At 49.2% G+C, this 26361-nt stretch carries 30 protein-coding genes; 24 read left to right on the top strand and 6 right to left on the bottom strand.

All coding sequences use genetic code 11. The features are described 5' to 3' along the window. Positions 1–14 precede the first annotated feature (14 nt). Complete coding sequence (locus tag EVJ22_RS11415) at positions 15–1220, bottom strand: MFS transporter (protein ID WP_131443953.1); 1206 nt, start codon at positions 1218–1220, stop codon at positions 15–17. 150 nt (positions 1221–1370) lie between these two features. On the opposite strand from EVJ22_RS11415, the gene EVJ22_RS11410 reads away from it, so the two are divergent. The 17 genes from EVJ22_RS11410 to EVJ22_RS11330 all read left to right on the top strand — a co-directional run bounded on the left by EVJ22_RS11410 (position 1371) and on the right by EVJ22_RS11330 (position 18401). Further along, on the top strand, positions 1371–1838 hold the full coding sequence (locus tag EVJ22_RS11410) for a hypothetical protein (protein WP_131443952.1): 468 nt from the start codon (positions 1371–1373) through the stop codon (positions 1836–1838). A 78-nt stretch (positions 1839–1916) separates the two neighbouring features. Further along, positions 1917–2372, top strand: a complete 456-nt coding sequence (locus EVJ22_RS11405; RefSeq protein WP_071398986.1) for a hypothetical protein — start codon at positions 1917–1919, stop codon at positions 2370–2372. An 11-nt stretch (positions 2373–2383) separates the two neighbouring features. Continuing rightward, positions 2384–2845, top strand: a complete 462-nt coding sequence (locus EVJ22_RS11400; RefSeq protein ID WP_131443951.1) for a hypothetical protein — start codon at positions 2384–2386, stop codon at positions 2843–2845. Positions 2846–2856: 11 nt separating this feature from the next. Continuing rightward, complete coding sequence (locus EVJ22_RS11395) at positions 2857–3351, top strand: hypothetical protein (protein WP_131441513.1); 495 nt, start codon at positions 2857–2859, stop codon at positions 3349–3351. Positions 3352–3357: 6 nt separating this feature from the next. After that, positions 3358–3846 (top strand): hypothetical protein, encoded by a 489-nt coding sequence (locus tag EVJ22_RS11390; protein ID WP_071398983.1) that lies wholly within the window; start codon positions 3358–3360, stop codon positions 3844–3846. Continuing rightward, a complete protein-coding gene (locus EVJ22_RS11385) occupies positions 3821–4303 on the top strand; it encodes a hypothetical protein (protein WP_131443950.1) in 483 nt (160 codons plus the stop codon). Before EVJ22_RS11390 ends, EVJ22_RS11385 begins: the two co-directional genes overlap by 26 nt. Positions 4304–4586: 283 nt before the next feature. After that, entirely contained in the window at positions 4587–6740 is a 2154-nt protein-coding gene (locus tag EVJ22_RS11380; RefSeq protein ID WP_131443949.1) for a glycoside hydrolase family 3 N-terminal domain-containing protein, read from the top strand. After that, positions 6737–9955 (top strand): GH36-type glycosyl hydrolase domain-containing protein, encoded by a 3219-nt coding sequence (locus EVJ22_RS11375; RefSeq protein ID WP_131443948.1) that lies wholly within the window; start codon positions 6737–6739, stop codon positions 9953–9955. The genes EVJ22_RS11380 and EVJ22_RS11375 overlap by 4 nt, the downstream gene beginning before the upstream one ends. 35 nt (positions 9956–9990) lie before the next feature. Then, entirely contained in the window at positions 9991–11523 is a 1533-nt protein-coding gene (locus EVJ22_RS11370; protein WP_131443947.1) for an alpha-glucosidase, read from the top strand. A 17-nt stretch (positions 11524–11540) separates the two neighbouring features. Further along, the gene (locus EVJ22_RS11365; RefSeq protein ID WP_131443946.1) at positions 11541–12512 is read left to right on the top strand and encodes a LacI family DNA-binding transcriptional regulator; all 972 of its coding nucleotides are present in this window, start codon (positions 11541–11543) and stop codon (positions 12510–12512) included. 149 nt (positions 12513–12661) lie between these two features. Further along, complete coding sequence (locus tag EVJ22_RS11360; protein ID WP_131443945.1) at positions 12662–13903, top strand: sugar ABC transporter substrate-binding protein; 1242 nt, start codon at positions 12662–12664, stop codon at positions 13901–13903. A gap of 42 nt (positions 13904–13945) precedes the next feature. Then, complete coding sequence (locus EVJ22_RS11355) at positions 13946–14833, top strand: carbohydrate ABC transporter permease (RefSeq protein ID WP_131443944.1); 888 nt, start codon at positions 13946–13948, stop codon at positions 14831–14833. A gap of 12 nt (positions 14834–14845) precedes the next feature. Then, on the top strand, positions 14846–15739 hold the full coding sequence (locus EVJ22_RS11350) for a carbohydrate ABC transporter permease (protein WP_016510018.1): 894 nt from the start codon (positions 14846–14848) through the stop codon (positions 15737–15739). 121 nt (positions 15740–15860) lie between these two features. Beyond that, entirely contained in the window at positions 15861–16799 is a 939-nt protein-coding gene (locus EVJ22_RS11345) for a DMT family transporter (RefSeq protein ID WP_131443943.1), read from the top strand. A 19-nt stretch (positions 16800–16818) separates the two neighbouring features. Further along, positions 16819–17244, top strand: a complete 426-nt coding sequence (locus tag EVJ22_RS11340; protein ID WP_131443942.1) for a DMT family transporter — start codon at positions 16819–16821, stop codon at positions 17242–17244. A gap of 11 nt (positions 17245–17255) precedes the next feature. Then, the gene (locus EVJ22_RS11335; protein WP_071398980.1) at positions 17256–17915 is read left to right on the top strand and encodes a Crp/Fnr family transcriptional regulator; all 660 of its coding nucleotides are present in this window, start codon (positions 17256–17258) and stop codon (positions 17913–17915) included. Between the two features lie 12 nt (positions 17916–17927). Next, complete coding sequence (locus tag EVJ22_RS11330) at positions 17928–18401, top strand: DMT family transporter (protein ID WP_071398979.1); 474 nt, start codon at positions 17928–17930, stop codon at positions 18399–18401. A 3-nt stretch (positions 18402–18404) separates the two neighbouring features. On the opposite strand, the gene EVJ22_RS11325 is transcribed toward EVJ22_RS11330, so the two are convergent. Then, positions 18405–18608, bottom strand: coding sequence for a hypothetical protein (locus tag EVJ22_RS11325; protein ID WP_131443941.1), 204 nt, complete (start codon positions 18606–18608; stop codon positions 18405–18407). A 78-nt stretch (positions 18609–18686) separates the two neighbouring features. On the opposite strand from EVJ22_RS11325, the gene EVJ22_RS11320 reads away from it, so the two are divergent. From EVJ22_RS11320 to EVJ22_RS11290, 7 genes are all read left to right on the top strand, one after another. After that, on the top strand, positions 18687–19184 hold the full coding sequence (locus EVJ22_RS11320; protein WP_131443940.1) for a hypothetical protein: 498 nt from the start codon (positions 18687–18689) through the stop codon (positions 19182–19184). 194 nt (positions 19185–19378) lie between these two features. Then, positions 19379–19666: a hypothetical protein gene (locus EVJ22_RS11315; RefSeq protein ID WP_131443939.1), complete on the top strand. Its 288-nt coding sequence runs from the start codon at positions 19379–19381 to the stop codon at positions 19664–19666. Beyond that, positions 19663–20481 carry an SMI1/KNR4 family protein gene (locus tag EVJ22_RS11310; protein WP_131443938.1) on the top strand — a complete coding sequence of 273 codons (819 nt, stop codon included), beginning with the start codon at positions 19663–19665 and terminating at the stop codon, positions 20479–20481. The genes EVJ22_RS11315 and EVJ22_RS11310 overlap by 4 nt, the downstream gene beginning before the upstream one ends. 58 nt (positions 20482–20539) lie before the next feature. After that, a complete protein-coding gene (locus EVJ22_RS11305) occupies positions 20540–21019 on the top strand; it encodes a hypothetical protein (protein WP_071398974.1) in 480 nt (159 codons plus the stop codon). A gap of 13 nt (positions 21020–21032) precedes the next feature. After that, positions 21033–21518: a hypothetical protein gene (locus EVJ22_RS11300; RefSeq protein ID WP_071398973.1), complete on the top strand. Its 486-nt coding sequence runs from the start codon at positions 21033–21035 to the stop codon at positions 21516–21518. Between the two features lie 21 nt (positions 21519–21539). Then, positions 21540–21932, top strand: coding sequence for a hypothetical protein (locus EVJ22_RS11295; RefSeq protein ID WP_071398972.1), 393 nt, complete (start codon positions 21540–21542; stop codon positions 21930–21932). Positions 21933–22307: 375 nt separating this feature from the next. Next, positions 22308–23180: a DUF2268 domain-containing putative Zn-dependent protease gene (locus EVJ22_RS11290; RefSeq protein WP_233589697.1), complete on the top strand. Its 873-nt coding sequence runs from the start codon at positions 22308–22310 to the stop codon at positions 23178–23180. Positions 23181–23511: 331 nt separating this feature from the next. On the opposite strand, the gene EVJ22_RS11285 is transcribed toward EVJ22_RS11290, so the two are convergent. The 4 genes from EVJ22_RS11285 to EVJ22_RS11270 form a co-directional block, all read right to left on the bottom strand. Continuing rightward, positions 23512–24036: a hypothetical protein gene (locus tag EVJ22_RS11285; protein ID WP_233589696.1), complete on the bottom strand. Its 525-nt coding sequence runs from the start codon at positions 24034–24036 to the stop codon at positions 23512–23514. 13 nt (positions 24037–24049) lie between these two features. Beyond that, positions 24050–24502, bottom strand: a complete 453-nt coding sequence (locus EVJ22_RS11280) for a LytTR family DNA-binding domain-containing protein (protein ID WP_131443937.1) — start codon at positions 24500–24502, stop codon at positions 24050–24052. Between the two features lie 285 nt (positions 24503–24787). Next, a complete protein-coding gene (locus EVJ22_RS11275; RefSeq protein ID WP_084813037.1) occupies positions 24788–25516 on the bottom strand; it encodes an ATP-binding cassette domain-containing protein in 729 nt (242 codons plus the stop codon). A gap of 9 nt (positions 25517–25525) precedes the next feature. Then, positions 25526–26251 carry a hypothetical protein gene (locus tag EVJ22_RS11270; RefSeq protein WP_131441509.1) on the bottom strand — a complete coding sequence of 242 codons (726 nt, stop codon included), beginning with the start codon at positions 26249–26251 and terminating at the stop codon, positions 25526–25528. Positions 26252–26361: the final 110 nt, after the last annotated feature.

The following is a 26361-nucleotide window of genomic DNA, read 5'->3' as shown; positions in this document are numbered from 1 at the left end:
TGGTCGTTCTCCTTTCATCGCGTGTTACGGAACGTCTGGCTCCGCACATACAGGACGATACTAAATGCTAGTCCGATTATACCAAACGTGATGAGGAGCGTTTGAATCGGAACGGATAACGCGACAAGGATTGATAGCACGGCGAACGCGATCGGCTCTAGGCCGGACGCGGCGAGCGCCATGATGCTCATGACGCGACCGATCTTATCTTGGTCGCTATGCTCTTGCATGAGCGTGACGGCCGGTAAATAGACGAGCATCAGCATGAAGCCGCTCATGGCCGCCGCGAAAGCGAGCATCGGGACGGACTCGGCTTGCGTGTAGAAGAGAAATGCGGCAATCGTCAAGAACAAGGCGCGGAAGACGAAGCGGCCGCGGTGGACCGACCGCAGCAACAAGACGAGAAAACTTGCGACGAACGTCCCGACGGCGAGCCCACCTTCAATCAGACTCAAGTCGAACGCCGTTCCACCTCGTTCGCCGACGAGGATCGGGATGCTCATGATGAGCGGTCCCATGATGAACAAGTTGACGATCGCAATCGAGAACGTACCGCTTCGCAAGATTGGTGTCTTTGAGACGTAGCGGATTCCTTCTTTCAAATCAAAGACGACGTGCTTGAGCGACATCGTTTGTGCCGCTGGAATATGGTCTCGAATCAGCCGCGGCATCATCAAGAAAGCAGAGATAAAGATGAGCGAAGCCGCTGTACTAAAGCTAAGACCGAAGCCGCCCCACGTCAACAGAAGACCGGCTAAAAATGGACCGATCACGAACATGAGCTCGAGCGACCCTTGGAATAACGAGTTGGCGCGTTGAAGCTCGTGTTTTTTGACTAGAGACGGGATGAGTGAAGATAGCGCCGGATACGACATGCCGTCCAATATCCCGAACGCGATCGAGATAAGGATTAAGACGATCACGGAATAAGCGTCGGCCAAGTGCAGCGCGACGACGACGAGCATTAAGACACCTTGCCCGAGGTTCGTCAAAAATAAGAGACGACTCTTTTGATAGCGGTCGGCAAAGACACCGCCGAACACCATCATAATTACGCGTGGCAACGAGACGGCCGTCATGATGATTCCGAGCAGAGCCGGCTGTTTCAACACATCGATTGTGAGCCACGACATGCTCAAAAAGAAGATGGAAAATCCGAGCGTCAGCGTCATGCCGGACAGCCAAGTGAAAATGAAACGGGAATTGTGTAGCAAGTTCATAAGGAGACCTCATTTTTAAATAAAGTTAAGTTAACTAAACTATAAATCGAGATTTGAATCTGGTCAAGAAATACGGATTGGGAAGAAAAATGTAAAAAAACGGAACTTTCTTCGGCGGAGAAACGTATAATTACAGAAGAGGTGAACGAGATGAACAAACAAGAACGATTACGCAAAGTAAAAACGATGAATCCCCAATGGTTAGTGTTACGACTTCTCTTTGCGCTTCCCACTGGTGTACTTGTATTTTATTTTTTACAGACAGAGGCGGATCCCTGGCTAATGGGAGGGATGCTCCTAGCACTGACGATTACAGCAAATGTTTTATTCTCACGAGAATCAAGCTTTGTCAAAAGCCTTACACCGAACGAGCAAGCTAAAAAGGTAGTGGGTATTCAATATAAACTCGACTATTTGTTTGTCATCATGATGGCTGTGATTTTTCCACTTATGATGCGATTTAGTATGTTGACACTTAGTCCATTCATTTTGTTTATGGGTAGCGCCATCTTAATTTTGTTTACTCAATTCAAACTTGATCAACAGATAGAATGGATAGATGCTGAGCAACCGACCCGTCGAGAAATTCAACGCACACGATTTAGTTGGAGAGCTTGAATAGCTGTAAATGAGAATGCTAGTGAACGTGCAACATGTGCCACGTGACATGAACGATAACAACTAAAGGAGTCTCTGATGAACAAACATGAACGCTTGAAAAAAATGATAAAAGCAAACCGGAAATGGCTTCTCGTCAGGCTCGGTTTTGCGATTCCGATTGGGATATTGCTCTTCTTCTTTCTACAAACTGAGACACGATCGATCGTTTACGGAAGTTTGATGGTGGTGTCGCTGTTAGCGTACGGAGTGATGATTGGGCGGGAAAGTCGATTCATGAGCAGTTTCACAAACCACATTCGAGCGAAGCGGGTCATCCACATTCAATACGTGTTCGACTACATGATGGTTGTCTTCATCTGTTTGTCTTTCCCATTGCTTTTGAAGTTAGAAACAATCAGTTGGGTCCCGTTTTTCATCTTCTCCCTTACAGCGTTAGCGCTGGTGATTGTCGAACGCCTGCTTGATGAGAAAGTAAAACTGATTGATCCCGAGCAACCGATGCGTCGCGACGTAAAACGGGAAAGCTTTTAAGGAGTGATTCGATGACAAAACAACAACGCATCAATCTGATTTATAAAACGAATGTGAAGACGGCCGTTATTCAAAGTCTGCTCACATTTCCAATGGTATTTTGCCTCGTAGGTTTGATTGAATCGGATTCATGGAACGGATGGTACGTGGCCGGCATACTCGTCTGCTTGTTACTGCTTGGCGGAATCTTTTTCAAGGCGAATCGGGTCGAGGTTGAATTGACTGAGCAAGAGGATGCCAAAACCATCATCGCCCGTCGGAACGGATCTATGTTTGCGCTATTTGTCTTATTCATTTTATCGTTTGCACTGACAATTAAACTCGGTTGGATGTATGCGTGGATAGTGGTGCTGACAATCGGTGTGTTGTATGGAGGATACCGGTTGATTCGAAAACAAGACGAGCGATTGACGGACATCGACCCGGAGCAACCGAGGTTTCGGGAGATTCGACTCGATAATGTCAGGGATTAAGGAGGAGACTGATGGACCGGGAAACTCGATTCCAAGCGCTGTTACAAGTCGACAAAACGTATCGAAGCTTTATGATCGGGAGCAGTATACTCCTTTTCTTGGGTGCGTTCTACTTTATGATGCACACGACTTACTCCGTCATGATTGCGGCTGTTGGCCTCGTGCCGACGTTGTTTTTCGAATGGAAGAAGACGATTGTCTACCTGAAATTCAATGACGACTGGGCGTATCGTCGTCTCATCAAATCGAACTTTTTCTTACTATGCTTCACCTTCTTCTTATTGTTCGGTGTTATCGCCTCGTTTTTGACGGGCCACATGAATCGTGATGGATTTGTGTGGGCGATGGTGATTGGCGGGTTACCCGCCATCTTGTTGCCATTTTGGATTGATCGGAAACTGCTGCAACTTGACCCGGAACATGTTACTTCCAGTATGCTAGCAAAAGCCAGTCGTGAGCAGCTGAAGCGTCGGCTTGACGGAATCAATGAATTAGAAAAGGACTGAAATGGTATGACGAAACAAGAACGAATTCAAGCAATCGGAGCTTATCGAGAACCACATCAAAAAATCATTTTTTGGCTGACGGTCGCCCTCATCTTTTTTAACTCTTTCACGTTAGGCTTTGACGATATCTGGTGGATGTGGGGCATCGGTTCTATCTTTGCCGCCATCGGACTCGTTCGTTTCATGCTTCGTGAAGGTGAGGTGTTGATGGCTTTTACGAACGGACGAGGAAGGGTGCTCACGAAACGTTTGTATCAGATGTATAGTCTCTGGATTGTGTTGGTCACGGGGACGATTCTCCTCAGTCGGATACACATTCCAACGTTCGGATGGGTGCTCTATGGTGTCTGTTTCGTGATCTTGGGCTGGAGCCATTACACGATACATAAGCAGTTCAAACAGGCAGACCCGGATCAACCGACACGAGATGAAATCACAAAAGGCTACCGATCTTATGAGAGGAGTACATATGCTGACAAAACAAGAACGCATTAACCAGCTGCTCGCACAAGATGATACCCATTGGTTTGTACGGTGGTGGATTTGGATGGCCGGGCTCATCGCCACGGTCGTCGTCGGCTATATGGCACCGACGTGGCTCCCGTTTGTCTTGGCCATCTCCTATTTCCCGTATTTATGTCTGGAGTGGCGTAAGACGAAGCTCTTGCTCACGTTCAACGAAAGTCGTCGCTACACACGCTGGGTCTACATGGGCTTCGTGTTCGAATGGATCGGATTCGTCGCGATTTTGAGCATGTTCGCTTTCTATCATGCAGGTGTTGTTTCGATTCAAGTTCTGCTGGCACTCATTGTCAGTTTGATTGTTTTCAGTATCCTCACCCCACGCTGGCTCGATCGATTCATCTTGATGTTCGATGACGACCATGTCACCGCGAAAGTGTTGAGCAAAACAAAAGAACAACGGAATACCGAGCACAAAACGAGTCAATGACACATGTCATGGTTCGTTTTTTTTCATTAAGCAATCTCGAATTATGAATCGATAAGCTTCGTAAAGACTCTAGTTCACATAAGGATCCACTTTGTGAGAGTTGGAGAATACCGAGGGCATAGGTAACAAGGTCATTGACCTAAAGATAAGATTTATCCATAAATTATATTTTTTATAGAAACGTTTCGATAAACCATTGCATCTCATTTTGTAAGCGCTTATACTTTTGGTATACACAGGTGAAACGTTTCGATTTACAAATTAGAGATAAAGGCGGGATGGAATGAGAGCGACACAATTAGTGCAGCAAATGACGGTAGCCGAAAAAGTGGGACAGCTTGTTCAGACACTGCCATCCATTTTTTCGGATGACGAGCAAGATGTGATCACCGGACCGATTGCGGAGCTACTTAAGGAAGACGGCATCACCGACGAGAATCGGTGGAACATGGGATCGGTCATCGGGATCAGCAACGCGAAGCAAGCGCGAAAACTGCAGGAAAGTTATTTGCGACATAATCGACTCGGCATCCCGCTCCTGTTCATGGCGGACATCATCCACGGGCACCGGACGATTTTTCCGGTCCCGCTCGCGATGGCCTGTTCTTGGGATCTCGACGGACTCGAACAAATGGCACGCACTTCTTCTATCGAAGCGACGGCCTCCGGTCTACACGTCACGTTCTCTCCGATGGCTGACTTGTCACGTGACCCGCGGTGGGGGCGCGTCATGGAATCGACCGGAGAAGACGTTTGGCTGAACGGGGAGATGGCGGCGGCGTTCGTCCGTGGCTATCAGACGAACGATTTGACGAGAGAAGATGCGCTAGCAGCCTGCGTCAAACACTTCGCGGCCTATGGTGCACCCGAAGGCGGACGCGACTACAATACGGTCGATGTGTCCGATCGCGAACTGCGTGAGTACCATCTACCAGCCTACAAACGGGCCCTTGAAGAAGGGGCGAAAATGGTGATGACGAGTTTCAACGTCGTCCATGGTGTTCCGGCCTCTGCGAGCGAATATCTCATGCGGGACATCCTCCGAAGCGAGTGGGGGTTTGAAGGCGTGCTGATCTCGGATTGGACAGCGATCAAAGAACTCATTCATCATGGCGTCGCTGAGACGTTGAAGGATGCGGGCGAACTCGCGCTACGAGCTGGCGTTGATATCGACATGATGTCGGGCGCATATTCTAACCATATCGAAGCGATGCTTGAAGAAGGGATCGATGAGGCGTTACTCGATGAGGCGGTCTTACGGATTTTGACGCTAAAAGAAGAGTTAGGTTTATTCGACAACCCTTACCGAGGGATAGATCAGACGAAAGAGACAGCGCTCCATCTGTCAGATGAGCACCGTGATCAAGCGCGGCGTCTGGCCGAGAAGAGTGTGGTCCTCTTGAAAAATGATGGTGTCCTCCCGTTACAAAAGCAACGTGTCGCGCTCATCGGACCGTTCGCCGACTCGAACGACGTGCTCGGTCCATGGGCGGGCTACGGGAAAAAAGAAGAGGCCGTGACGTTGCGACAAGCGTTCGACCGGGCCGAACTTCCATATACGTTTACGGGCGGGGCGACCGTCGAAGCAGAGATTGATTGGACGGAAGCATGCCGTATCGCCGAGCAAGCGGACGTGATCGTCTTGGCGCTCGGTGAAGCATCATGGATGAGTGGAGAAGCCGGCAGTCGGACGGACATTCGTCTTCCGAAGACGCAACGCGAAGGGCTTAAACGCCTGAAGGCGCTCGGGAAGCCGGTCGTGACGATCTTGTTCAACGGCCGTCCGCTCGACCTTCGCGACGTTGTCGAGCAGTCGGATGCAGTGCTTGAAGCCTGGTATCCGGGGACCGAGGCCGGTTCGGCACTCGTGAACTTGTTGTATGGGCAAGTCAGTCCGTCCGGGAAGTTGACGATGTCGTTTCCTTACAACATCGGACAAGTGCCGATTCGCTATGATGCGCTACGGACAGGGCGTCCGTCAGACATCGAACACGCCGACCCACGCTACACGAGCAAATATCTCGACGCGCCGAACGAGCCGCTCTTCCCGTTCGGATATGGCATGACATACACGACGTTTAGTTACAACGACTTCATCGTCAAAGAAGTAACGGACGGCATCGTCGAGGCGACGGTCGTCATTCGGAACGACGGGGCGACGACGGCAGACGAGATCGTCCAATGGTATATCCAAGACAAAGTGGCCAAAGTCTCGCGGCCCGTCAAGCAATTGAAAGGGTACGACAAAGTGACGCTCGAAGCAGGCGAGTCCGTGACGGTAACGTTCACTGTTGAGGCAGACATGCTCCGCTATCTTCAGCCGAACGGTACGTTTGACGCCGACCCTGGAACGTTTACGCTCTTTGTGGGCCCGAACAGCCGTGACGTATTGGCAAAATCTTTTGAACTAAAAACAAAAACGAGGTGTACGACGTGAATGTATTAACCGAACAGACGACGCTGACAGCTGGAGACGTGAGCCTCTCGCTCACTCCGATGGGAGATATCCGTCAATTGAAAACCGGACCGATCATGGTCAACCAGTTGATTCACCATCCATTTGATGGCTCAATGGCAAACCTTTATATCCGATATGAGGGAGAAGTTGCCCGTCCGTTGCTTGGGCTTCATTCACCTAGTGATTTCGTGGCCTCAGGCCAGGAAATCGTTTGGTCCGGGCGATACCCTGAGTTCGCTTATGAAGTACGGGGGACGCTCAGTGACAATGGCGTTCGCTTTGACGCGACATTCGAAGGGACAGGCCGATTCGACGTCACGTACGTCCAAGATCTCGGGCTCGCTGATGAAGGCGGTGTCCGCACGAACGAGGCGTACATGGCCCAGTATATCGACTATGTGAAGACGGGTGCGGCGCTGATGGCCCGCCAAAATCAAAAGCAGTCGACCGGGTTCCCGGCGATTCGGATGACGTCGTCCCGAGCCATCGCAGAATATGCGACGGACGGATTTGACGTGTATGGGACATCGTATAAATTGACTGGACGGGCCGCGGGGCTAGACGGGATATTGCCTTCCCGCGTGTATCAATATGAGTTCGCCTTGCCGACGCTTCGGACCGAAACGTTGGACATGGGGACGGACCGAGAAATCGCGTTCGAACTGTCATTCGTTCAAGATCATCCAGAGGCGCTGACAGAGAAATCGATCGAGCGTTTCGCAACGGTCGAAGCGGGAGTGCCTGTCGAACAAGCAGTCCGTCCGCGTCCGCGTCTTCGCCAACCGTTCCAATCAATCAGCGGAGCCGAGCTCACGATGACCGAAGTCGAGCGCCTCTATCCGGTGCGCCGGCTCGAGGAGACGGAAGACGGACAGCCCTTGTCCTTCTTCACAGAAGAGGGCGCGCACGTCGTGTTGGCGGCGAAAGAGCACCTCGTTGAACGGAGCCACGGCAATATCCTATTGAACGCCGGCAGCCTGATGCCGGACGAGTCGAAGCTCGCGACGACAGTGTTCATGAACGGCGTCTTCAACTCGCACATCGTTTACGGCAACACAAACTTCAACAAGTGGACGACTAACGTCCGCAACCCGCTCAACGTCCCGAAAACTTCAGGGCAGCGCATCTATGTCGAGATGGACGGGGCATACCGTTTGTTAACGATGCCGAGTCTGTTCGAGATGCGTCTGAACGAGGCAGTGTGGCGCTACGAGTTGGACGGGGAGACGATTGTCGTCCGTACGTTCATCGCTTCGGATGCTCCGGTCATCAAGACAACCGTCGAATCGTCAAAACCGCGACGGTTCGTCATGAGTAACCAGATCGCGATGAACACGCAAGAGTACGTCGCCCCGTTCCACATGGAGCAGACGGACAACCGGCTCGTATTCAAGGCGGATGAGACGTCAGACAACGCCGGGATACGACCTGATCTGACGTATGCAATCGAGAGCGATCAGCCGTTCCAACTCCTCAAAACATCGGATTGGTTCGATCAACCGTTCGAGGACGATCTCGTATGGATGGCTTACGAGCCGAGTGAGCGTGTGACGATGCACCTTGGTCTGACGACGCACACTCCGTTCGAGCTAGATGAAAAGCAGGAGCTACACGCTTACCGTACATGGATGGACAGCTATATGAACGGGCTCACACTTGAAGGTGAGACACCGGACATCGAGGCGTTGAATATTCAGGCGCTATGGTACGTCCAAAACATGCGGGTCCACTACCAGTCACCGCACGGTCTTGAGCAATATGGCGGAGCCGCCTGGGGGACGCGGGACGTGTCGCAAGGACCGATGGAGTTCTTGCTTTCGACCGGTCACTTTGACGAGGCGCGTAAACTTCTCCTCGTGATTTTCAGCCATCAATTCAAAGATGGGGACTGGCCGCAATGGTTCATGTTCGATGAATATGCGGGCATCCAACAAGAAGATAGCCATGGTGACGTCATCGTCTGGCCTCTCAAGGCGCTCTCGGACTATTTGAGCCGGACCGAGGACGTGACGTGCCTCGATGAAACGATTCCGTTCCGCGACCGGGACGGTAAAGCGGAGGCGAACGCTACACTTTATGCACACGTCGAACGCGCTCTCGGATTCATTGAAGAGCATTTCGTCGACGGCTCGGTCTTCTCCGCCTATGGCGGGGGAGATTGGGACGATACGCTGCAACCGGCCGATGAGGACTTGAAACGTCACTTGATCAGTTCATGGACGGTCACCTTGACGTACCAAGCGTTCCGTCAGTTGCATGAACAGTTGCCAACGTCTGCTTTGGCAGAACGTCTAGGCGAGTTGAGCCAAATCATCCGCAAACAGTTCACTGAGGAGATGATCCGTGACGGTGTGATCGCAGGGTTCTTGAAAGAAGTCGATGGACGGTTCGAGGCAATGCTCCACCCGTCCGATGAAACGCTGCCGATGCGCTACCGCTTGTTGCCGATGACGCGCAGTGTCATCGCGGAACTTGTCGATCAAGACCAGATGACACGTAACTTTGATTTGATCGCCACGCATTTGACGTTCCCGGACGGGGTTCGTCTCATGAACCGGCCAGCTGAATACCGCGGCGGCGTCAGCCGTCACTTTATGCGGGCCGAGCAGGCGGCAAACTTCGGTCGGGAGATCGGACTGCAATACGTGCACGCCCATATCCGTTACATCGAGGCGCTCGCGAAAGCAGGACATCGTGAGAAGATTCGCCCGGCCTTCAACATGATCAACCCAGTCCGGATGGACGAAGTGAAAAATGCCGCACCACGGCAACGGAACGCATACTTCAGTAGCTCGGACGGGGACTTCGCTGACCGCTACGCAGCGGAGTCGCAATTCGACCGCTTGAAAGATGGGACAGTACCCGTGAAAGCGGGATGGCGCATCTATTCGAGTGGACCGGGAATCTGGTTCAACCAGCTCGTCTCGAACTACCTCGGGATTCGTCTCGGGACAAACCATGTCGAGCTCGATCCGATCGTGGATGCCGATATGCATGTCCAGCTCCGCCTCTTCGGTGCGGATACGACGATCCAGTTCCGTAAGGGTGACCCGAGCGTGACATTGAACGGTCAGAAATTGACTGGTCACGCTCTGTCGAACCCTTACCGAGAGGCAGGACAACGCATCGGAAAAGATGAATTTTTACGCTACGCCAAGGAAAAGAATGAGTTAGTGATTACGGTGAAAGGGTGACGAATTCGTCACCCTTTTCTTAATAGGAGGAGCATATGGACGCAAAACAAATGAACACGGTCTATCAAGTGTATCCGAAGAGCTTTCAAGACAGCGACGGTGATGGAATCGGTGATTTAAGAGGCATCATCGGGCGTCTAGACTATCTGGAATGGCTTGGGGTCGACATGGTGTGGCTGAATCCGGTATACGTCTCGCCCGGTTACGATAACGGTTATGACGTCGCGGACTATGCGCGGATCGACCCGATGTTTGGGTCGATGGAAGATATGGACGAGTTGATCCGAAAAGCGAAAGATAGAGGGATCGGCATCATGATGGACATCGTCGCCAACCACACGTCGCATCAGCATGACTGGTTCATCCAGTCCGAGCGTGAGCCGGAAGGCACATACGGCGACTTCTACATTTGGCGAGATACACCGAACGAATGGAGCTCGTTCTTTGGGGGCGGAACGTGGACGTACTCACCGATCCGGGGCCAGTACTATTTCCATGCGTTCGCCCCGGAGCAACCGGATTTGAATTGGGGGAATGAGCAAGTACGGACGGAGATGGCGGGCGTCTTGGCGTTTTGGGCCGAGCGCGGGGTGAGTGGTTTTCGTTTTGACGTCATCGATTTGATCGGAAAAGACGTCGACCGCAAGCAGTGGCTCGACTTCCCGTTGATGCGCCGTTACTTGAAAGATTTAGTGGCGCAAATTGACACTTCTTCCTTATTGCTTGTCGGGGAAGCGGGCGGTTTGACCCCGGACGAAATTCTAGCTTTGCAACGGGACGGTTCGTTAGACGTCGTCTTCAACTTTGAAGTCTGTGCCCTTGACGAACAAGCAGGGCAAGGCAAATGGAAGCTCGCCCCGTTCGAGCCGTCGCGGCTGAAAGCCACGCTCGACACGTGGCAACGGGCGTTCGCGGCCGAGGGATGCAATAGCCTTTTCTGGAACAATCATGACCAGCCGCGCGCCATTTCAAGATGGTATGACGGTGACGAGCGGGCGGCGAAAATGCTCGCGGTCCTCTTATACGGGTTGAAAGGAATCCCATTCCTCTATCAAGGAGAAGAGGTCGGCATGACGAACGGGATGATCGCGCCAGAGGATTATCAAGACGTCGAGACGCTAAATTATTTACGGACGGGTGGAACGCTTGATGCCGTTCGAATGAAAGGACGTGACCATGCACGGCTTCCGATGGCATGGGGCGAAGGAGTGGACACGTTCAGCACGGGAACACCGTGGCTTCGGTCGGTTCGCCACGACGAAGGTAGGGACGTCTCGACGATGCGCTTGGATGAAACGAGTCTGCTTCACTTGTATCGGGAACTGATTGCGCTGCGGCGGACGAATCGGGTGCTGCGTGACGGGGCGTATGAACTCGTTACGACCGAAGATCATCTGTACGTGTATCGCCGCTTCCTCGCGGAGGAGACACCACTCCTTGTCGTCGTGAATCTGTCTCCGGACACGGTACCGATACCGGTTGAATGCGGGGATCGATTGATTGCCACAGAGCAGGTCGAGTCACCAATGCTACGGCCGTATGAAGCGTTCATATGTTATAATTTTTGACAGAAGGAAGTGAGGAAATGGCAGGAATCAAAGACATCGCAAAAGAGGCGGGCGTTTCGATATCGACCGTTTCGTATGCGCTAAACGGTAGTCCGAAAGTGACAGAAAAAACGAGGCAACGCATCATTAAAATCGCCGAAGAGTTGAACTATGTGCCAAACGCCGCGGCGCGTACGCTAAAGACAAGAAAAACACATATCATCGGAGCGTTTCTCGGAGACTACTCCGGATCGTTCTACGGGGAGTTACTAAAAGGGATCAACCAAGAGCTGGCTGATACCGGCTATGAGTTGATTGTTTGTAACGGTCCCGAATCACATCGTCTGATGACTGAGCGCATGGTAGACGGGGCGCTCATCTTAGGGCATCGTTTCACCCAAGAACAAATTTTAGAGTTCGCGGACCGAGGCCATCCGCTGACGATGCTCGACCGTGAGATTGAACATCCGAACATCAGTTGTGTGTTACTCGATAATCAAATTGGAATGAATCAAGAAATGGAAGCGATTTTGGAAACGAACCCTAATCAGATTCATCTGGTGAACGGTCCGGTCGGCAACCATGATGCTGTCGAACGACGTAAAGTCGTCGTTGATCGCGCAAACGCAGCCGGAGTCGCTGTTCGAGAATGGAACGGCGAGTTTACGAAACGTTCAGGTATCCGGGCAGCGAGTGAATTGCTTGAAGTGATTCAAGAAGGCGACGCCATTATTTGTTTGAACGACGATATGGCACTCGGGGTTTATGACGTCTTGCAAAACTTTTCTCTCCGGATCGGGGAAGATATCTCGCTCGTTGGCTTTGATAAACTTGAAATCACCAACTATACTCAACCTCGAATCGCGAGTGTCAGCTACTCGAAGCCGGACTGGGGCAAGAAGGCGGCTCGTGCGTTGCTCCATTTGATTGAAGCGAAGGAAAATTCAAAACAGACAATCCCGTCAAAATTCATTAAAGACGCCTCAATCCGAAAAAAAAATAATAAATAATAAAATACGTATTGTAAGCGGATACATTGTGAACTATAATGTTTATAGAAACGTTTAACCTGTTGATTTTGCAGTAAACCTTTGTATAAACATTATTTTTTTACATGATAATCGAAACGTTTCGATTATCGAGAAACGGAGGAATTCAGATGAAAAAATTAGGGTTAGCAGCGGTAGCGGGCACGGTAATCATTTCAGGTGTGTTGGCGGGATGTTCTTCTGGATCGAGCGGCGATGACGCGAATACGATCACGGTCTGGGCGATGGGCGAAGAAGGCAAGGCTTTACCGAAACTAGCAGAACAGTATGAAAAAGAGAATGAAGGTGTCAACGTCAAAGTACAGGCAATCCCTTGGGACACGGCGCACGATAAACTGTTGACTGCGGTCGCTTCGAAAAATGGTCCGGACGTCGTCCAAATGGGAACATCTTGGATGCCTGAATTCGTAGAAGCGGGCGCACTCGCTGATATGAAAGAATTCGTCAAAGACTACCCTGAGCTCGATCCTTCGAATTTCTATGAAGGTTCAATCGAAACGGTTGAATTCGAAGACGGCCTTTACGGAGCACCTTGGTACGTCGATACACGCGTTCTCTACTACCGGAAAGACGCGCTCGAAAAAGTAGGATACCCAGAAGCGCCGAAAACGTGGGATGAATTAGAAGACGCTTCGAAAAAATTGTCGGAACGTGATGGCGAAAACATGTACGGGATCACGTTAGATACGAACGACCAAATGTTGTCGTTCATGTTCGCTCGTCAAAACGGTTCAGAGTTGTTGACAGAAAATCAAGAGCCGCTCTTTGATCAACCGGAATTTATCGAAAGCGCGGAATATCTAACAAACTACTTCACAGAAGGCTATGCGCCAATCGATTTAGGGCTTGATGTCGTCCAGGCGTTCGGAGCAGAAGAGCCGAACGTACCAATGTTCATCAGCGGACCATGGATGATCAATATCATCAACGATCAAATGCCTGGCATTGAAGACAAGTGGAGCACAGCTGTTCTTCCAGCGAAAGAAAACAATATCTCGTTCCTTGGTGGATCGAACTTAAGTATCTTTGAAAGCAGTGAGAAGAAAGATGAAGCTGCGAAATTTATCGCTCACATGAGCAAGCCAGAAACACAGACAGAATGGATGGAGATGACGAAGTCGCTCCCATCGACGAAAGCGACGTGGGCAGAGAACGAAACACTTAAAAATGATGATAAGCTCAAAGCGTTCGGAGAACAGTTGGAAGCGGCTGAACCGATGCCGATGATCACAACGTGGGAAAAAGTAGCGCAATCGTACTTGCAAAGCTTTGAGAAAATGTATCGCGGCGCATCTTCTGTAGAAGATGAAGTTAAGGTGTTCCAAGAAAAAGCGAAATCGATTTTAAAATAAACGGAGGGGTGCCCCCCTCTCGTTTAATTAAAGGAGAACCTTATGAAACAATTTCTTAATGATCGAGCGCCATACTTGCTCGTTGCGCCGACCGTTCTCTTGTTACTCATGTTCTCAATCATGCCGCTATTCATCGCGTTCTTCATGAGTTTTACGGACATGGACTTGGCGGGAATTGCGAACTGGGCAAACATTGAATGGATCGGGATCACCAACTATATCGAAATCTTCAAAGATGAAGTGTTCATTCAAGCGCTATTGAATACGGTCGTTTATGTCGTCATTGGGGTACCGATCGTCATCGGTCTCTCACTCGCGATTGCGATGTCGATCAATTTCGGGACCGGAAAAGTCTTCGAATGGTTCCGTGTCGTCTTTTATATGCCGTCAATCACGAACGTTGTTGCGGTCGCAGTCGTCTGGGGATTCTTGTTCAATCCGCAGTACGGACTATTCAACTTCATATTAAACACAATCGGGCTTCCAGACGTTCCGTGGCTTCAAGACCCGTTTATCGCAAAACTATCATTGATCATGCTCGCCGTATGGCGTGCGGTCGGGATCAACATGATTATCTTCTTAGCGGCGCTTCAAGGTATTCCGCGTACGTATTATGAAGCGGCAGCGTTAGATGGAGCAAGTACGTTCCAGCAAATGTTTAAGATCACGATTCCGTTGCTCCGTTACGCGATCTTCTTTGTAACGGTCACGACGCTGATCGGCTGGATCCAGTTCTTCGAAGAACCGCTCATCATGACAGAAGGCGGTCCGCTCAATTCGACGACGTCGCTCGCACTCTTTATTTACAACAACGGTTTCCAACTCAGTAACTTTGGTTATGCGGCTGCCGGGTCTGTCGTGCTGTTCATTTTGATCATCACGGTGACACTCATTCAGTTCCGTCTCCAAAAGAGCGAGAGTAACTATTAAGGAGGGACATTCATGATTCCAAACGAAAAACCGGTTGCCGTGAATGTGAAGCGAGAGAAATTCTCGCCACTTCCCGACTTGAACCATAAACGAAAAGCCAAGCTGTCGCAGTTGATCGTCGCCCTGATCTTGACGCTCCTAGGCCTGGCCTTCCTGCTCCCGTTCTTTTGGATGGTGGTCTCGTCCTTCAAGACGGACGCAGAAATCTTGGCGTTACCGCTGACGGTCTTCCCTGAGAACGTGACGTTCGAGCATTATATCAACTTGTTCGTGAATTTAAACTTTTTGACGTATTTGAAAAACACGCTCCTGATCGTGCTTGCATCATTTTTCGGTTTATTGCTCACAGCAATGGCCGGTTATGCGTTTGCGAAGCATAAATTTAAGGGAAGTAACGTCCTGTTCATCGGTGTCTTGGCGACAATGATGATCCCGGGTCAGGTTACGATGATCCCAGTTTATTTGATGCTCAATCAAATGGGTCTTACGAACACGATGACGGGGATTGTCCTCCCCGGTCTCGTCGGTGCGTTCGGGGTCTTCTTGTTCCGGCAGTTCATGACGACGATTCCAGAGGAAATGTTGGAAGCGGCCCGCTTGGATGGAGCGAGTGAGTTTCGAATTTTCTTCTCAATCGTCTTGCCGATGTCAAAACCGATTTTGGCTGTACAAGGGATCTTAACGTTCATCGGAGCTTGGAACAGCTTCTTATGGCCGCTTATTATCGCTAACGACGAAGCGCTCTACACGTTGTCTGTCGGACTAGCGCTCCTCCAAGGTCAGCACGGTGGGAACTATGCGTTACAGATGGCCGGAGCCACATTCATGGTCGTACCGATCATCATCATCTTCATGATTTTCCAAAAGTACATTATCGAAGGGTACAATATATCTGGGATGAAGTGAACCTTACGCCATGTAAGGTTCTTTTTTTATATTCAGGACATCGGTCCTTTATACTTTATATGAGTGAGATGTACATTGAGATAATCACTTGCTCTACATCATAGAATCGAGGAAACGAAATATGTTAGCCATTGTTATTGGACTCGTGATCGGCATCTTACTACCGATACAGACGAGCGTGAACTCGCGTCTGCGTTCGATCGTCGGGTCACCGTTTGTCGCTTCGTTCCTATCATTCGCGGTCGGGACGACCTTTTTATCGCTCATCCTTCTTGTCTCTGGACAAGGATTCGGGTTCGACTCGTCAATCTTTCAGCAACAGCCGATCTGGATGTGGTCGGGCGGTTTGTTAGGGGTTATTTTTTTAACGGGGAACATCCTCTTGTTCCCACGGCTCGGCAGCGTCCAGACGGTCATCATGCCAATCTTTGGACAGATCGTGATGGGGCTGTTAATCGATCACTTCGGTTGGTTCAATTCGACCGTGAGCGTCCTTACACCGTGGCGCGTGTTTGGGGCCTTGCTTGTTTTGCTAGGGGTCGTCGGGACGGTCGCACTCACAGACTGGATCAATCGACGCCGCGGAAAATTTGTCATCGCGAACCGGGTGGAGACCGGTAACTTGAACGTCTGGCGTTTACTCGGAATCGGGACCGGGATGATGAGTGCGATGCAGACCGCCATCAACGGCTATTTAGGGACTGTGCTCGAGTCTGCGCTAAAAGGCGCGCTCGTCTCGTTCGTCGTCGGAATCGTCGCACTTCTCCTCATCTTACTCATCCTCCGGCCGAGCGTCGAATGGCGCGGGCTATCGGGACAACCGTGGTGGATTTGGCTTGGTGGGATCATCGGCGCGCTCTTCATCGGCGGGAACGTCTTGATCGTCCCGATGGTTGGGACCGGCATCGCCGTCGTCATCGTCATTGTCGGATTATTATGCGGTAGTCTGCTGATCGACCGGTTCGGTTGGTTCGGTGCGGCCAAAAATCCAGTGACCGGGATTCAACTCGTCAGTTTGCTCGTCATGGTGCTCGGCATCATGATGATCCGTTTGTCATAACATATAAGGAGGGGATACGATGCGCGGAGTCTTGTTCGCCATCAGCGGCGGTTTCTTTTTAACGTTGCAAAGCGTCGCTAACGCACGAATCAGTTCACAGATCGGCACGTGGCAAGCCGCGACATTGACGCAGATGACCGGCTTCATCGTGGCGCTTCTTGTCATGCTGGCTGTGCGTGACCGGACGTATAAACAGATGCGACACGTGCACCCGATCTATTTGTCGGGTGGCGCGTTCGCAGCCCTCATCTTGTTCAGCAACATGACGGCCGTCCATCAGCTCGGCGTCACGTTGACAATCTCCTTGTTTCTGATTGCGCAGCTCGCCCTCGCGCTCGTCATCGATTGGCGCGGCTGGTTCGGGATGGTGCGGCGTGAGTTGAATGTGTCGCAATTGCTCGGTGTCGCCATGATGGTCGCCGGCATCATCTTGTTGAAATGGTAGGAGGGGACCGGATGCTAGAACAGTATTTGACGCAACAAGAGTTACAAGTCTTGCCAAAAGCGACACACGAACACTTCACGCTCGTCCGTTACGAGCCGGGCGCGACGATTTGCGCCCAAGGTGACGACGCGCACCACCTTCATTTTCTCGTCAAAGGCAAGATTCGCGTGGCGCATACGTCGGCAACGGGTAAACGCCTCGTACTGTCGTTCAAACGTCCATTCGATTTGATCGGTGACATCGAATACGTGCGCCGGACTCCGTACTTAAATACGGTTGAGGCGGTCACGTCGGTCGAGATGCTCGTCATCCGGTTCGACGATTTGGCCCGACACGCGGCGGACGATGTGGCATGGCTCCATTATCTGTTAGAAGAGATCACGAGAAAGTTCGAGTTGAAGTCGCAGTCGATGAGTTTCAACTTGTTTTACCCGGTCGACGTCCGGCTCGCGAGCTACTTGCTGTCGATGACGCCGGACGAGCGTGCGCTCGGGTCGACGGTCGATGAGTTGACCGATATCGCCGACTTGATCGGGACGAGTTATCGCCATGTCAATCGGACGCTCAAACGCTTCGTCGAACAAGGATTGATCGAACGGGATCGTCGGTCGATCGCAATCATCGATCGCGCCGGGTTAATCGCTGCCGCAGGGGAGAGTATTTATGAGTGAGGGGGAACGACAATGGCACTTGGAATGATGCTCGCGGTCATGGGCGGCATGCTCGTCTGTGTACAGAATACGTTCAACGCCAACGTGAAACAACGGGTCGGGGCTTGGGCGACGACGACGCTCGTCCTCGCACTTGGTTTTCTCGCCTCGCTCTTCATCGGATTGATCAGTGAAGGCGGCGGTTTGTTTGATTTACGTGACATGGAGACGTGGTACTGGTTCAGCGGCATCATCGGTGTCGGTGTCGTCATGAGTGTGACACAAAGCGTCCAGCAGCTCGGTCCGAGTTACGCCATCTCGATTGTCATGGTGTCGCAAATCTTGTTCGCCTTGCTGTGGGATACGCTCGGCTGGTTCGGACTTGAGGCGATCCCGTTCACGTGGAAGACGGCGCTTGGCATCGTATTGATCGTCGGCGGGGTGCTGTTGTTCCAGTTGAGTGGGAAGAAAATAACCGCGCGCCAGCAGGTAAAACAAGTAGGGTGATCTTCAGAATGATTTATGGCAATTTGTACAAGTTTGCCCGTGTTCCTGCCGTCTCACAACGGTTTGGCAATGCGGGCATTTTGTCGTGTGCGAGGCGTTCGGTTGAATGAGTGAGCGTTCCTCGAACGATGACGGATATAAAGTATAGGAACGAGTCACAATAAAACCGACGACGCCGAGCAAGACGGCTAAAATGAGGATATCCATCGAAATCCCTCCTAATAATTGGTATGCTAGTTGTATATACGCGTCATGGATGGATTTGGTTTCAAAGGGGGAGATTGGATGATTACACGGAAAGAACGGACTGAAGAACTATATGGATTGGCTGAAAAGCAGTCTAGCATGGGCACGGCGCTTCGAATCGGTCTGATTGGTTTAGCCGCAGGACTATGGTTTTATGGGAATTTTTCGCTAACTCATAGTGCGATGTTTCTGTTTGTCACGACTATTGCGGTGCCGTTTAGCTATATGTCCTCGAGAAAGACGCGCACGCAGCTGTCGTTCAATGACAATCGTGCGTATCAAGGATTGATTCGAGTAAAAGGGATTGGGGACATTGCAATGTTATGGGGCATGTTCGGTTTAATGATAGGACATGAATTAAACTTCTTTGAACTATCGACGCTCAGCAGCGTGGCTGTCAGCATATTGGTCGTCCATTTATTGGCTGCGACGTTGATCGACAAACGATTGCTACGCATCGATGACGAGCACGTCGTCGACAGTCTGTTCGGGTTGACGAAGCGGGAGCAGATGAAACGGAAATGGGACGAGAAGTGATGGTTGCGCATACAAATCGCTTGCTTCAATTGATGCGGTTTGAACAAGTATCGATTCGTTTGTTTGGTCTGCTAGTCTCCGTCATCATCTTAAGCTCCTACTATCTTCATAGTCGGTATACGTTGACGAACGTTCAAGTGTTCGTAGCCTTTGTAGTCATTTACGCAGTACTGGTCTTATAGGGCTGGTTACGGATGAAGCTATTGCTCCGCTTTAGTTCGGATAAGCTGTATCGCCAATATGTTCGAATCAACTTTTTATTCATGTTCATGACGGTAATCGGGCTCGCTATATTTGTTTGGGGCACAGTCATTCAAAACTTTCAAAACGTAACGTATTCATTGCTTGGTACGCTAATCGTTTTACCATTCCTATATTTTGAATGGTGGGTGAATGAGCGACTCAAAAAGATTGACCCAGAGCATGTGACGAATCAAGACATTCGCCAATACAGACGAATGAAGAAAGCAGGAGAACAATGATCATTTGGAACGACATACCGGACGACCCGAACCGGTTGCCCGTATTAACGGACGACGTATTGATTGAAGTGGAAGGGCGCCTCGGGGTGAAACTGCCGGACGATTATCTCCAGGCGATTCGTATCCAAAACGGGGGATATGTCGAACAGCGCGATTTGCCGATTGTATGGAATGGACAAGATGACATCGCCCTCGTCGATTCAATTTCTGGGGTGGGGCGTCACAAAGGGTTAATCGAATCGAAAGCCTTGTTGACGGAATGGGGTGTCGAGGATGACCAGTTAATCGCCTTCGCAGGCGATGGACATTTCTTCCTCGTGTTCGATTACCGTGAAGGAGCAACGCCAAAGATTGCCTATATCGATACGGATACGGAAGAGATTGATGTCTTGTTCGACTCGTTCAGTCAATTTAGCGAAGCGCTCACGACGGTCGACATGGGAGTGTATGCAGAAATGATTCCAGAACCGGTCGCTGAAGTGAAGCAGAGGCAGTCACTCTTAGACGATGCACGACGTCTGCTTTACAGCGAGGAACCGAAAGAAAAATTGCACGGTGCGGTAATTTGGTTCAATGGATTGGACTCGCTCGGAGTGGATGAGCTCGTTCGTGAACTGTTGACATGGATGGATCACGAGCTGTTACGAGATACGGCGACAAGCGTCATTCAAGAAGTCATCATTCGACGGAAGCCTTTAAATCAACAACTGTTCGAAGCATTTTTTGAGACGCTCCACAGGCAAGACGACGACTATAGTAAACAACGCTACGACGAAACGATGTACATTCTTGATAACGATATTAAAGTCGAATGAAACCTTTTGCACTATCGATTCGTAAAAGAAGGAAATGATATTTTATTAGGAGGATTTGATGGTTGACCATGACGTAAGACTTGAACAGATGCTTGAGAACGACCAGAAGCGACAAAAGCAGACGCTTTACCCGACGATGGGGTTCATCGCACTGTTCATCATTTATTTTATGACGACAGAGGTTTTGCTCTTGTTGCCAATCATCTTGGTCGGACAATTCCCGATGCTCTATAAAGGCTGGCACCGCATGAAGTTGTTGCTCACGTTCAACGACGATGCCCGTTATCAACAGAAAGTACGGTCCGAGTTTGGTTTGGCCGTCGGGAATCTCGTGTTTCTCCTGATGTTGATCACGAGTTCAATGCTCGGATGGATCACATTGCTTACATTTATCATCGTCATCGTTGTCGGACTCATCACGTTCATGACGCTCGGTTTCCGGATCGACCGTGAGTTGAAAACGATTGACCCAGAGCATGTGACAGGGACCGAACTCAGTAAAGCGCAAATCGAGCGCCGCACACGAAAGACATCGTAATGGGGGAAAAATTATGATTGAAAAGCAGGAACGATTGAAACAAATGGTCGAGAACGACCGAAACGTGAACCGGACGGCGCTTTTGCTCACGTTCGCGATTTTAGGAATCGCCTTTTACTTCATCTTCACGCAAGAAATCAAAGTGGCGACGTTCGCCGTGATCATCATGGCGACCCAGCTACCAAGTTTATATCGGGCTTGGCACCGGATGAACTTACTGCTCACGTTTAACGACGAGGCGCGCTATCAAAAGTTCGTCCGTATCGAGTTCGGCATCGTGCTCGCCAATGTGATCTTGCTTGGTATCTTCATCGCCATCGCTTGGTCGATTGAAGGCTCGCTTGTCGTCTTCGCAATCATGTTGCTCGCACTCTTCATCCCATTCATTTTCTTGTCGGTCTGGGTGAACCGGAAGCTCGAGCTGATTGATCCAGAACATGTGACGAACCATGAGCTTCGGACGGCGCATCGGGATGCGTCTAAAAATCGGTTCAAGTAAACCAAAGGGACGTGCGGATGGATGAGACGAAGACTAGTCTTCTTTTTAATTGTCGGACTTTTATTTTTAAATACACGTAGCGAAGATAATCATGAACTCATCGTTGAGACGTATGTAGGTGAGAGTATGTCCGTCTTTTCGGGTGAACCGTTCACAGACGAAGCGGAGATTGCACGATTCCTGGAACTGATTGAAACGAGTGCCCTGTCTGAAGCGGAAGTCATGGGCATACCAGACTACGTCATCACCGTGAACAATCTGTCTGAATCGACGATGGAAGCGATGGTGAACGTTTGGGTCGGAGAAGACGATGAAATACTTTTCACTCGAGGAATGGAAGGGACCGACGTGTTTGAAGTCGATTCGATGTACACCTACGATGTGAACGAGATTTTGAATCTAAATAACCTTTAAATGGAGAGGATGAATAGGATGGATATGCGAGTGTTTGACATGCTCTGGTCACTTGGTACCTTTGCTGTCGTGTTAGGTGGAGTCATTTTCGTGCTAAAGTTCATAATTGGAAAAATGAACGAGCAGAGCTGAATATAATTAAAAAGTCATAACGGTACAGTTTATCTCGTCGCTTGAGCTTTTTTGGCTAACGTGAGGTATTCAATTTATCGTATGGTGTAATTTCACAAATTAAGATTCGAAGCTGAATCATCACAGCATAGAATGGAGGTCGTTCAACTGAAAAGATTAGTCGTTTTTCTATGCTGCATCCCCCTATTTCTGTTAGTAGCATGTACTGATGAAGAGCAAGCGGTAGAGTCGAAGCGAAAAGAAGTGGACGTCCCAATCGAAACTGTAGAAATCAACGAAGCGAACGAATTGAAGATTGTGCCACTCTATACACAATATCAACAATATTTGAACGCATCGCTTGAGACCGAAGATATGGAAGAAAACAAGCGATTATTTAAGAAATTTGTTCTGGATTACATAGAAGAAATCGGAGAAGACGAGAAGTTTTCTACAGCCGATTTGAAAGGAAACTTCTTGCTGACCTCAACTTCTTACGAGCAACAACTGTTGAAGCAAATTGAGATATTGATTCAGCGACATGATGAAATTACAGAAATCATTAGAACGACTTACTCGGACTCAAGTCAAGTACTCCCGAAAAAGAAAAGTACGGTGTTCCTTGCACCGTTCAACCCTGAATTCTCCTCTGTGAGTGAATCGATGGCCGGCGTAGGCGGCGCAGCTTATAAAGACGTCTTCGTGTTGTATCTCGATGCAGACTTCGACAAAGAAATCCTGGCTTATTCGACGGCTCATGAGTACCATCATCTGATCCTTTATGACCAACCGGGCTTTAATATTAGTTCGGTCCTGAAGTCGGTCATCGTGGAAGGGAAGGCGGATGCATTTGCCGATCGCATTGTCAAAGACGTATCGCCTCCGTGGAACGTACCGATGGATGATGCGACCGCGAGACATATAGCCAGTCTAGTGAATCACTACGAAACAACATTTAGCGATTTCGTAGTCGGAAACAATCAAAAAGAAATTCCGCGATGGAGCAACTACATGCTCGGGAGGGATATGCTCAACCACTATTTGGCGTCACATCCACATCTTTCGATTCCAGAATGGACGTTCAAAGAAGACCATGACATTTTAGAGGGCTACAAATATGAAGCGCTTCTTAAATGATGACAGACATGGGGGACTAATGTTTTTTCTCGGGCGTATGGTAGCAGTTATAAGGTCATGAGGTGCAAGAGTAAGTATAAAACTTGAAGTGTCTCGTACCCACGCAAGCTTCGAGCACCGCTTCTAAAACTCTGTTTTAATTTATTTTGAACGGATCAGATGTTATACAGCAATTTTGTGACGTCTAATTTCTTCAAAATCATGGTAAAGCCAAAAGACGATTAATATGTACCCTATGTAAGGACATTTAAAAAATTTATGCTACTTCAAGTAGATGAATCCTGTACTGTACAGGATTCATCTTTTTCGTATTCCATTGGTAACAATGATTTTACTTATCCTCTAATAATTGGATTTTAAACACATCTGTACCCGAACGGTTAGTTAACAAGGTGATTAAAATCAAATCACCCTTTGATAAGTCTGATAGAGAAATGATTTGATCTTGCTTGTAAATGGATACTTGTTCATCAAAAATTTCATATTCCATAAGCGTTTGATTCGTTTCATCGTTAAATGAATTACCTTTAATCGTTATCCGATTTTCTTCGATTCCTTGAATTTCGGCGTGAAATGTCTGAATATCAGACGGAGCGAGGATCCACGTATCTTCCTCATATGCTTTGTACGCATTGGTGTATCCCGCAAAATAACTAATCAATACACTAATTAATAAAAGAACGATCGACAGGATGACAGTGATTTTGTAAGGTGGGACCATCGGGGAATGTGTTCTTGAGTTTCCGTGTAGCGCTTGATTGATATGTCGCTTGTAAGCCTGAAAATAAAGCGTGACAGTCACAATAAAGATGAATAGAACTATACATGTTGCGATGATGTAAATGGGGATACTCATGGATTCGTCTCCTTCAGATATGAAAATGATCTTTAAAGATATAGTAATAGCTCCTTGTCACATCAACGCGTTTTCCGTTCGTTAGGGTAAGGATAAATTTTGAAGAAAGAGTGGGTTTGATTTGTTTGATTTGATTTGTTGCAATCACAACAGAGTTACTTATCCGTAAAAAAGACGTCGGATCAAGCAAACTAACGAGCCGGTATAATCGATCAGTGGCGAGATAAACTGATTCTTGCGTTTGAATTTCCACAGTACGGCCAAACGATTCGATACAAATAATATCCGCGACTGGCAATACAATCCGTTCATTCGTGTCCTTTTCTTTCACGGTCAAATGCTGAACAAAAGGAGTGGATGTACTCAGTACTAGGTCGGCTGTATCATCTATTTCAATTCCTCTTTCCTCGAGCATAGACTTAATCTCGTCATAGCGCTCGGTACTAATATCGAGCTTGATTTTCATGCACGAACCGCCTTCCTCTATACCAATCCATATATTTGAAATCAGTGTAGCAACTACCTCCCTGGTCATCAACACAAGATGAACACTTTACAGAAATATCCACATAAGTTGCATCACAGACAATTGAGTCATATCTCGTTACGATAAAAATCCTATGGATGAATACAGATTGGTGAATTCATCTGCTTCTCCATAGGGAATTTTAATAAGTTAGAAGTCGACTCCATTAAGCGAGCATGCCGATTTTATAGAACTTGAAGCGGTGTCTTTCCCAAAACGAGTCATTCACGTTGTCACCGCCACATCATCTTGAATGCCTTCGACCATCTTTACGAACGCCTCGTCGGGGTCGGTCGTCCCGGACGCGCGCAACCAGTCTTGGAAATCTCCTTCATACAGGACACGACCTTCATGGAGGAAGATGACATGGGACTCCAGCTGGGATAAGTCATGCAGTTGATGCGTCGAGATGAGGCACGTACGACCGTCTTTTACGAGTCGCTGTAAATGGCGCATGATGTTGATGCGTGACGCCGGATCGACGCCGCTCGTCGGTTCGTCGAACAAGTAGAGCGATCGTTTGACCGAGGAGAGCAATGTCACGAATAGCCACTTGCGTTCTCCGACCGACATTTTGCCGAGCTTCATCTTCCACAGATGCTCGAACAGCTCTTGTTCCCGGGCGGTCGTGAGTCCGTTGACATAAGTCGCTAGTCGCTTGAAGTCAGGCCGCTTTGTAAGTCGTCCTATGAAGTACGTGAGATCTTTTCCCGTTAATTCGTTGTGATACAAAATCTGTTGCGTTAAATACAGCATGTCAGACGATGGTACGAGCTGTAGCGAGGCCCGGTCGACTGGGAGCGTCCTTGTCATACAGTCAAACAACGTCGTCTTCCCGGCCCCGTTCAGGCCAATCAAGACGTTCAGTTTATTCGGATGAAGCGTGAATGAGACGTCGTCGAGCACGGGACGTGTTGCTTTCGGATAAAAGTAGGTCAAGTTTTGAATGTTCATCATTTCCTCCTAGCGTGTGACGGATGAGACGAGGTTGAAGCGATTCATCGCGAACAGGCCGACGATGACGTAACCGACAAGAGAGAGAATTGTCGTAATCAGGTTAAACGAGACGTCGACTTGCGTGACACCATGAACGACGGCGAGCGACAGTTGAAGTAGGGCATAAAACGGATTGGCATAACCGAACCAGACATCTGGCTGTTTGACGGCTAAAAGGAACAGCGGATAGGTGAGAATGTTCGCAAATTTCATCAAGCTCGATACTTTCACCGGCAGAAGCGTCAAGACGACACTTCCGAGCGCGAACGGAAAGCTGCCGAGCAACAGCAGGATTGGGCTCGCGAGCAAACCGAAAGTGAAATGACCGTGGACGAGCGTGACGACAACTGTGAAGAGTAGGAGACTGATTGCGGCAAACAAGAGCTGGGCCAATAAGATGGCCAACATGTATGTGTATTTGTTGCCGGAGATCATGACGTACGTCTTCATGAGACCGTATTCGCGCATTCGTGCGAGTTCGAGCGCAATCCCGTTCAAATAAGTCGCCAAGATGATGTACACCCAAAAGTACGACAAATACGTGGCGTATTCGGCAGACGTCATCGTACCGATATTTGGTGGACTGTACAGGAGGGCGACACCGAGCGGGAGTCCCATCGTTAAAAGAAATGGCACTTTATCCGTAAGGACGATTTTTGCATACAGAAAGAAATAACTCGTGATTTGATGCATATATACCTCCGAGGTTGATGTGGATTAATTCGATATACGCATTTACTAGCATGATAGTTTCAATTATTTGTAAATTTATCCGTTCACACTTTGTTTATAACTTCTGTTTA

Origin of the sequence: Exiguobacterium sp. SH0S7, assembly GCF_004337195.1 — a bacterium.
Taxonomy (GTDB): Bacteria; Bacillota; Bacilli; order Exiguobacteriales; family Exiguobacteriaceae; genus Exiguobacterium; species Exiguobacterium aurantiacum_A.
The sequence above is the reverse complement of the archived record's forward strand: the minus strand, read 5'-3'. Positions and strand labels throughout refer to the sequence as shown.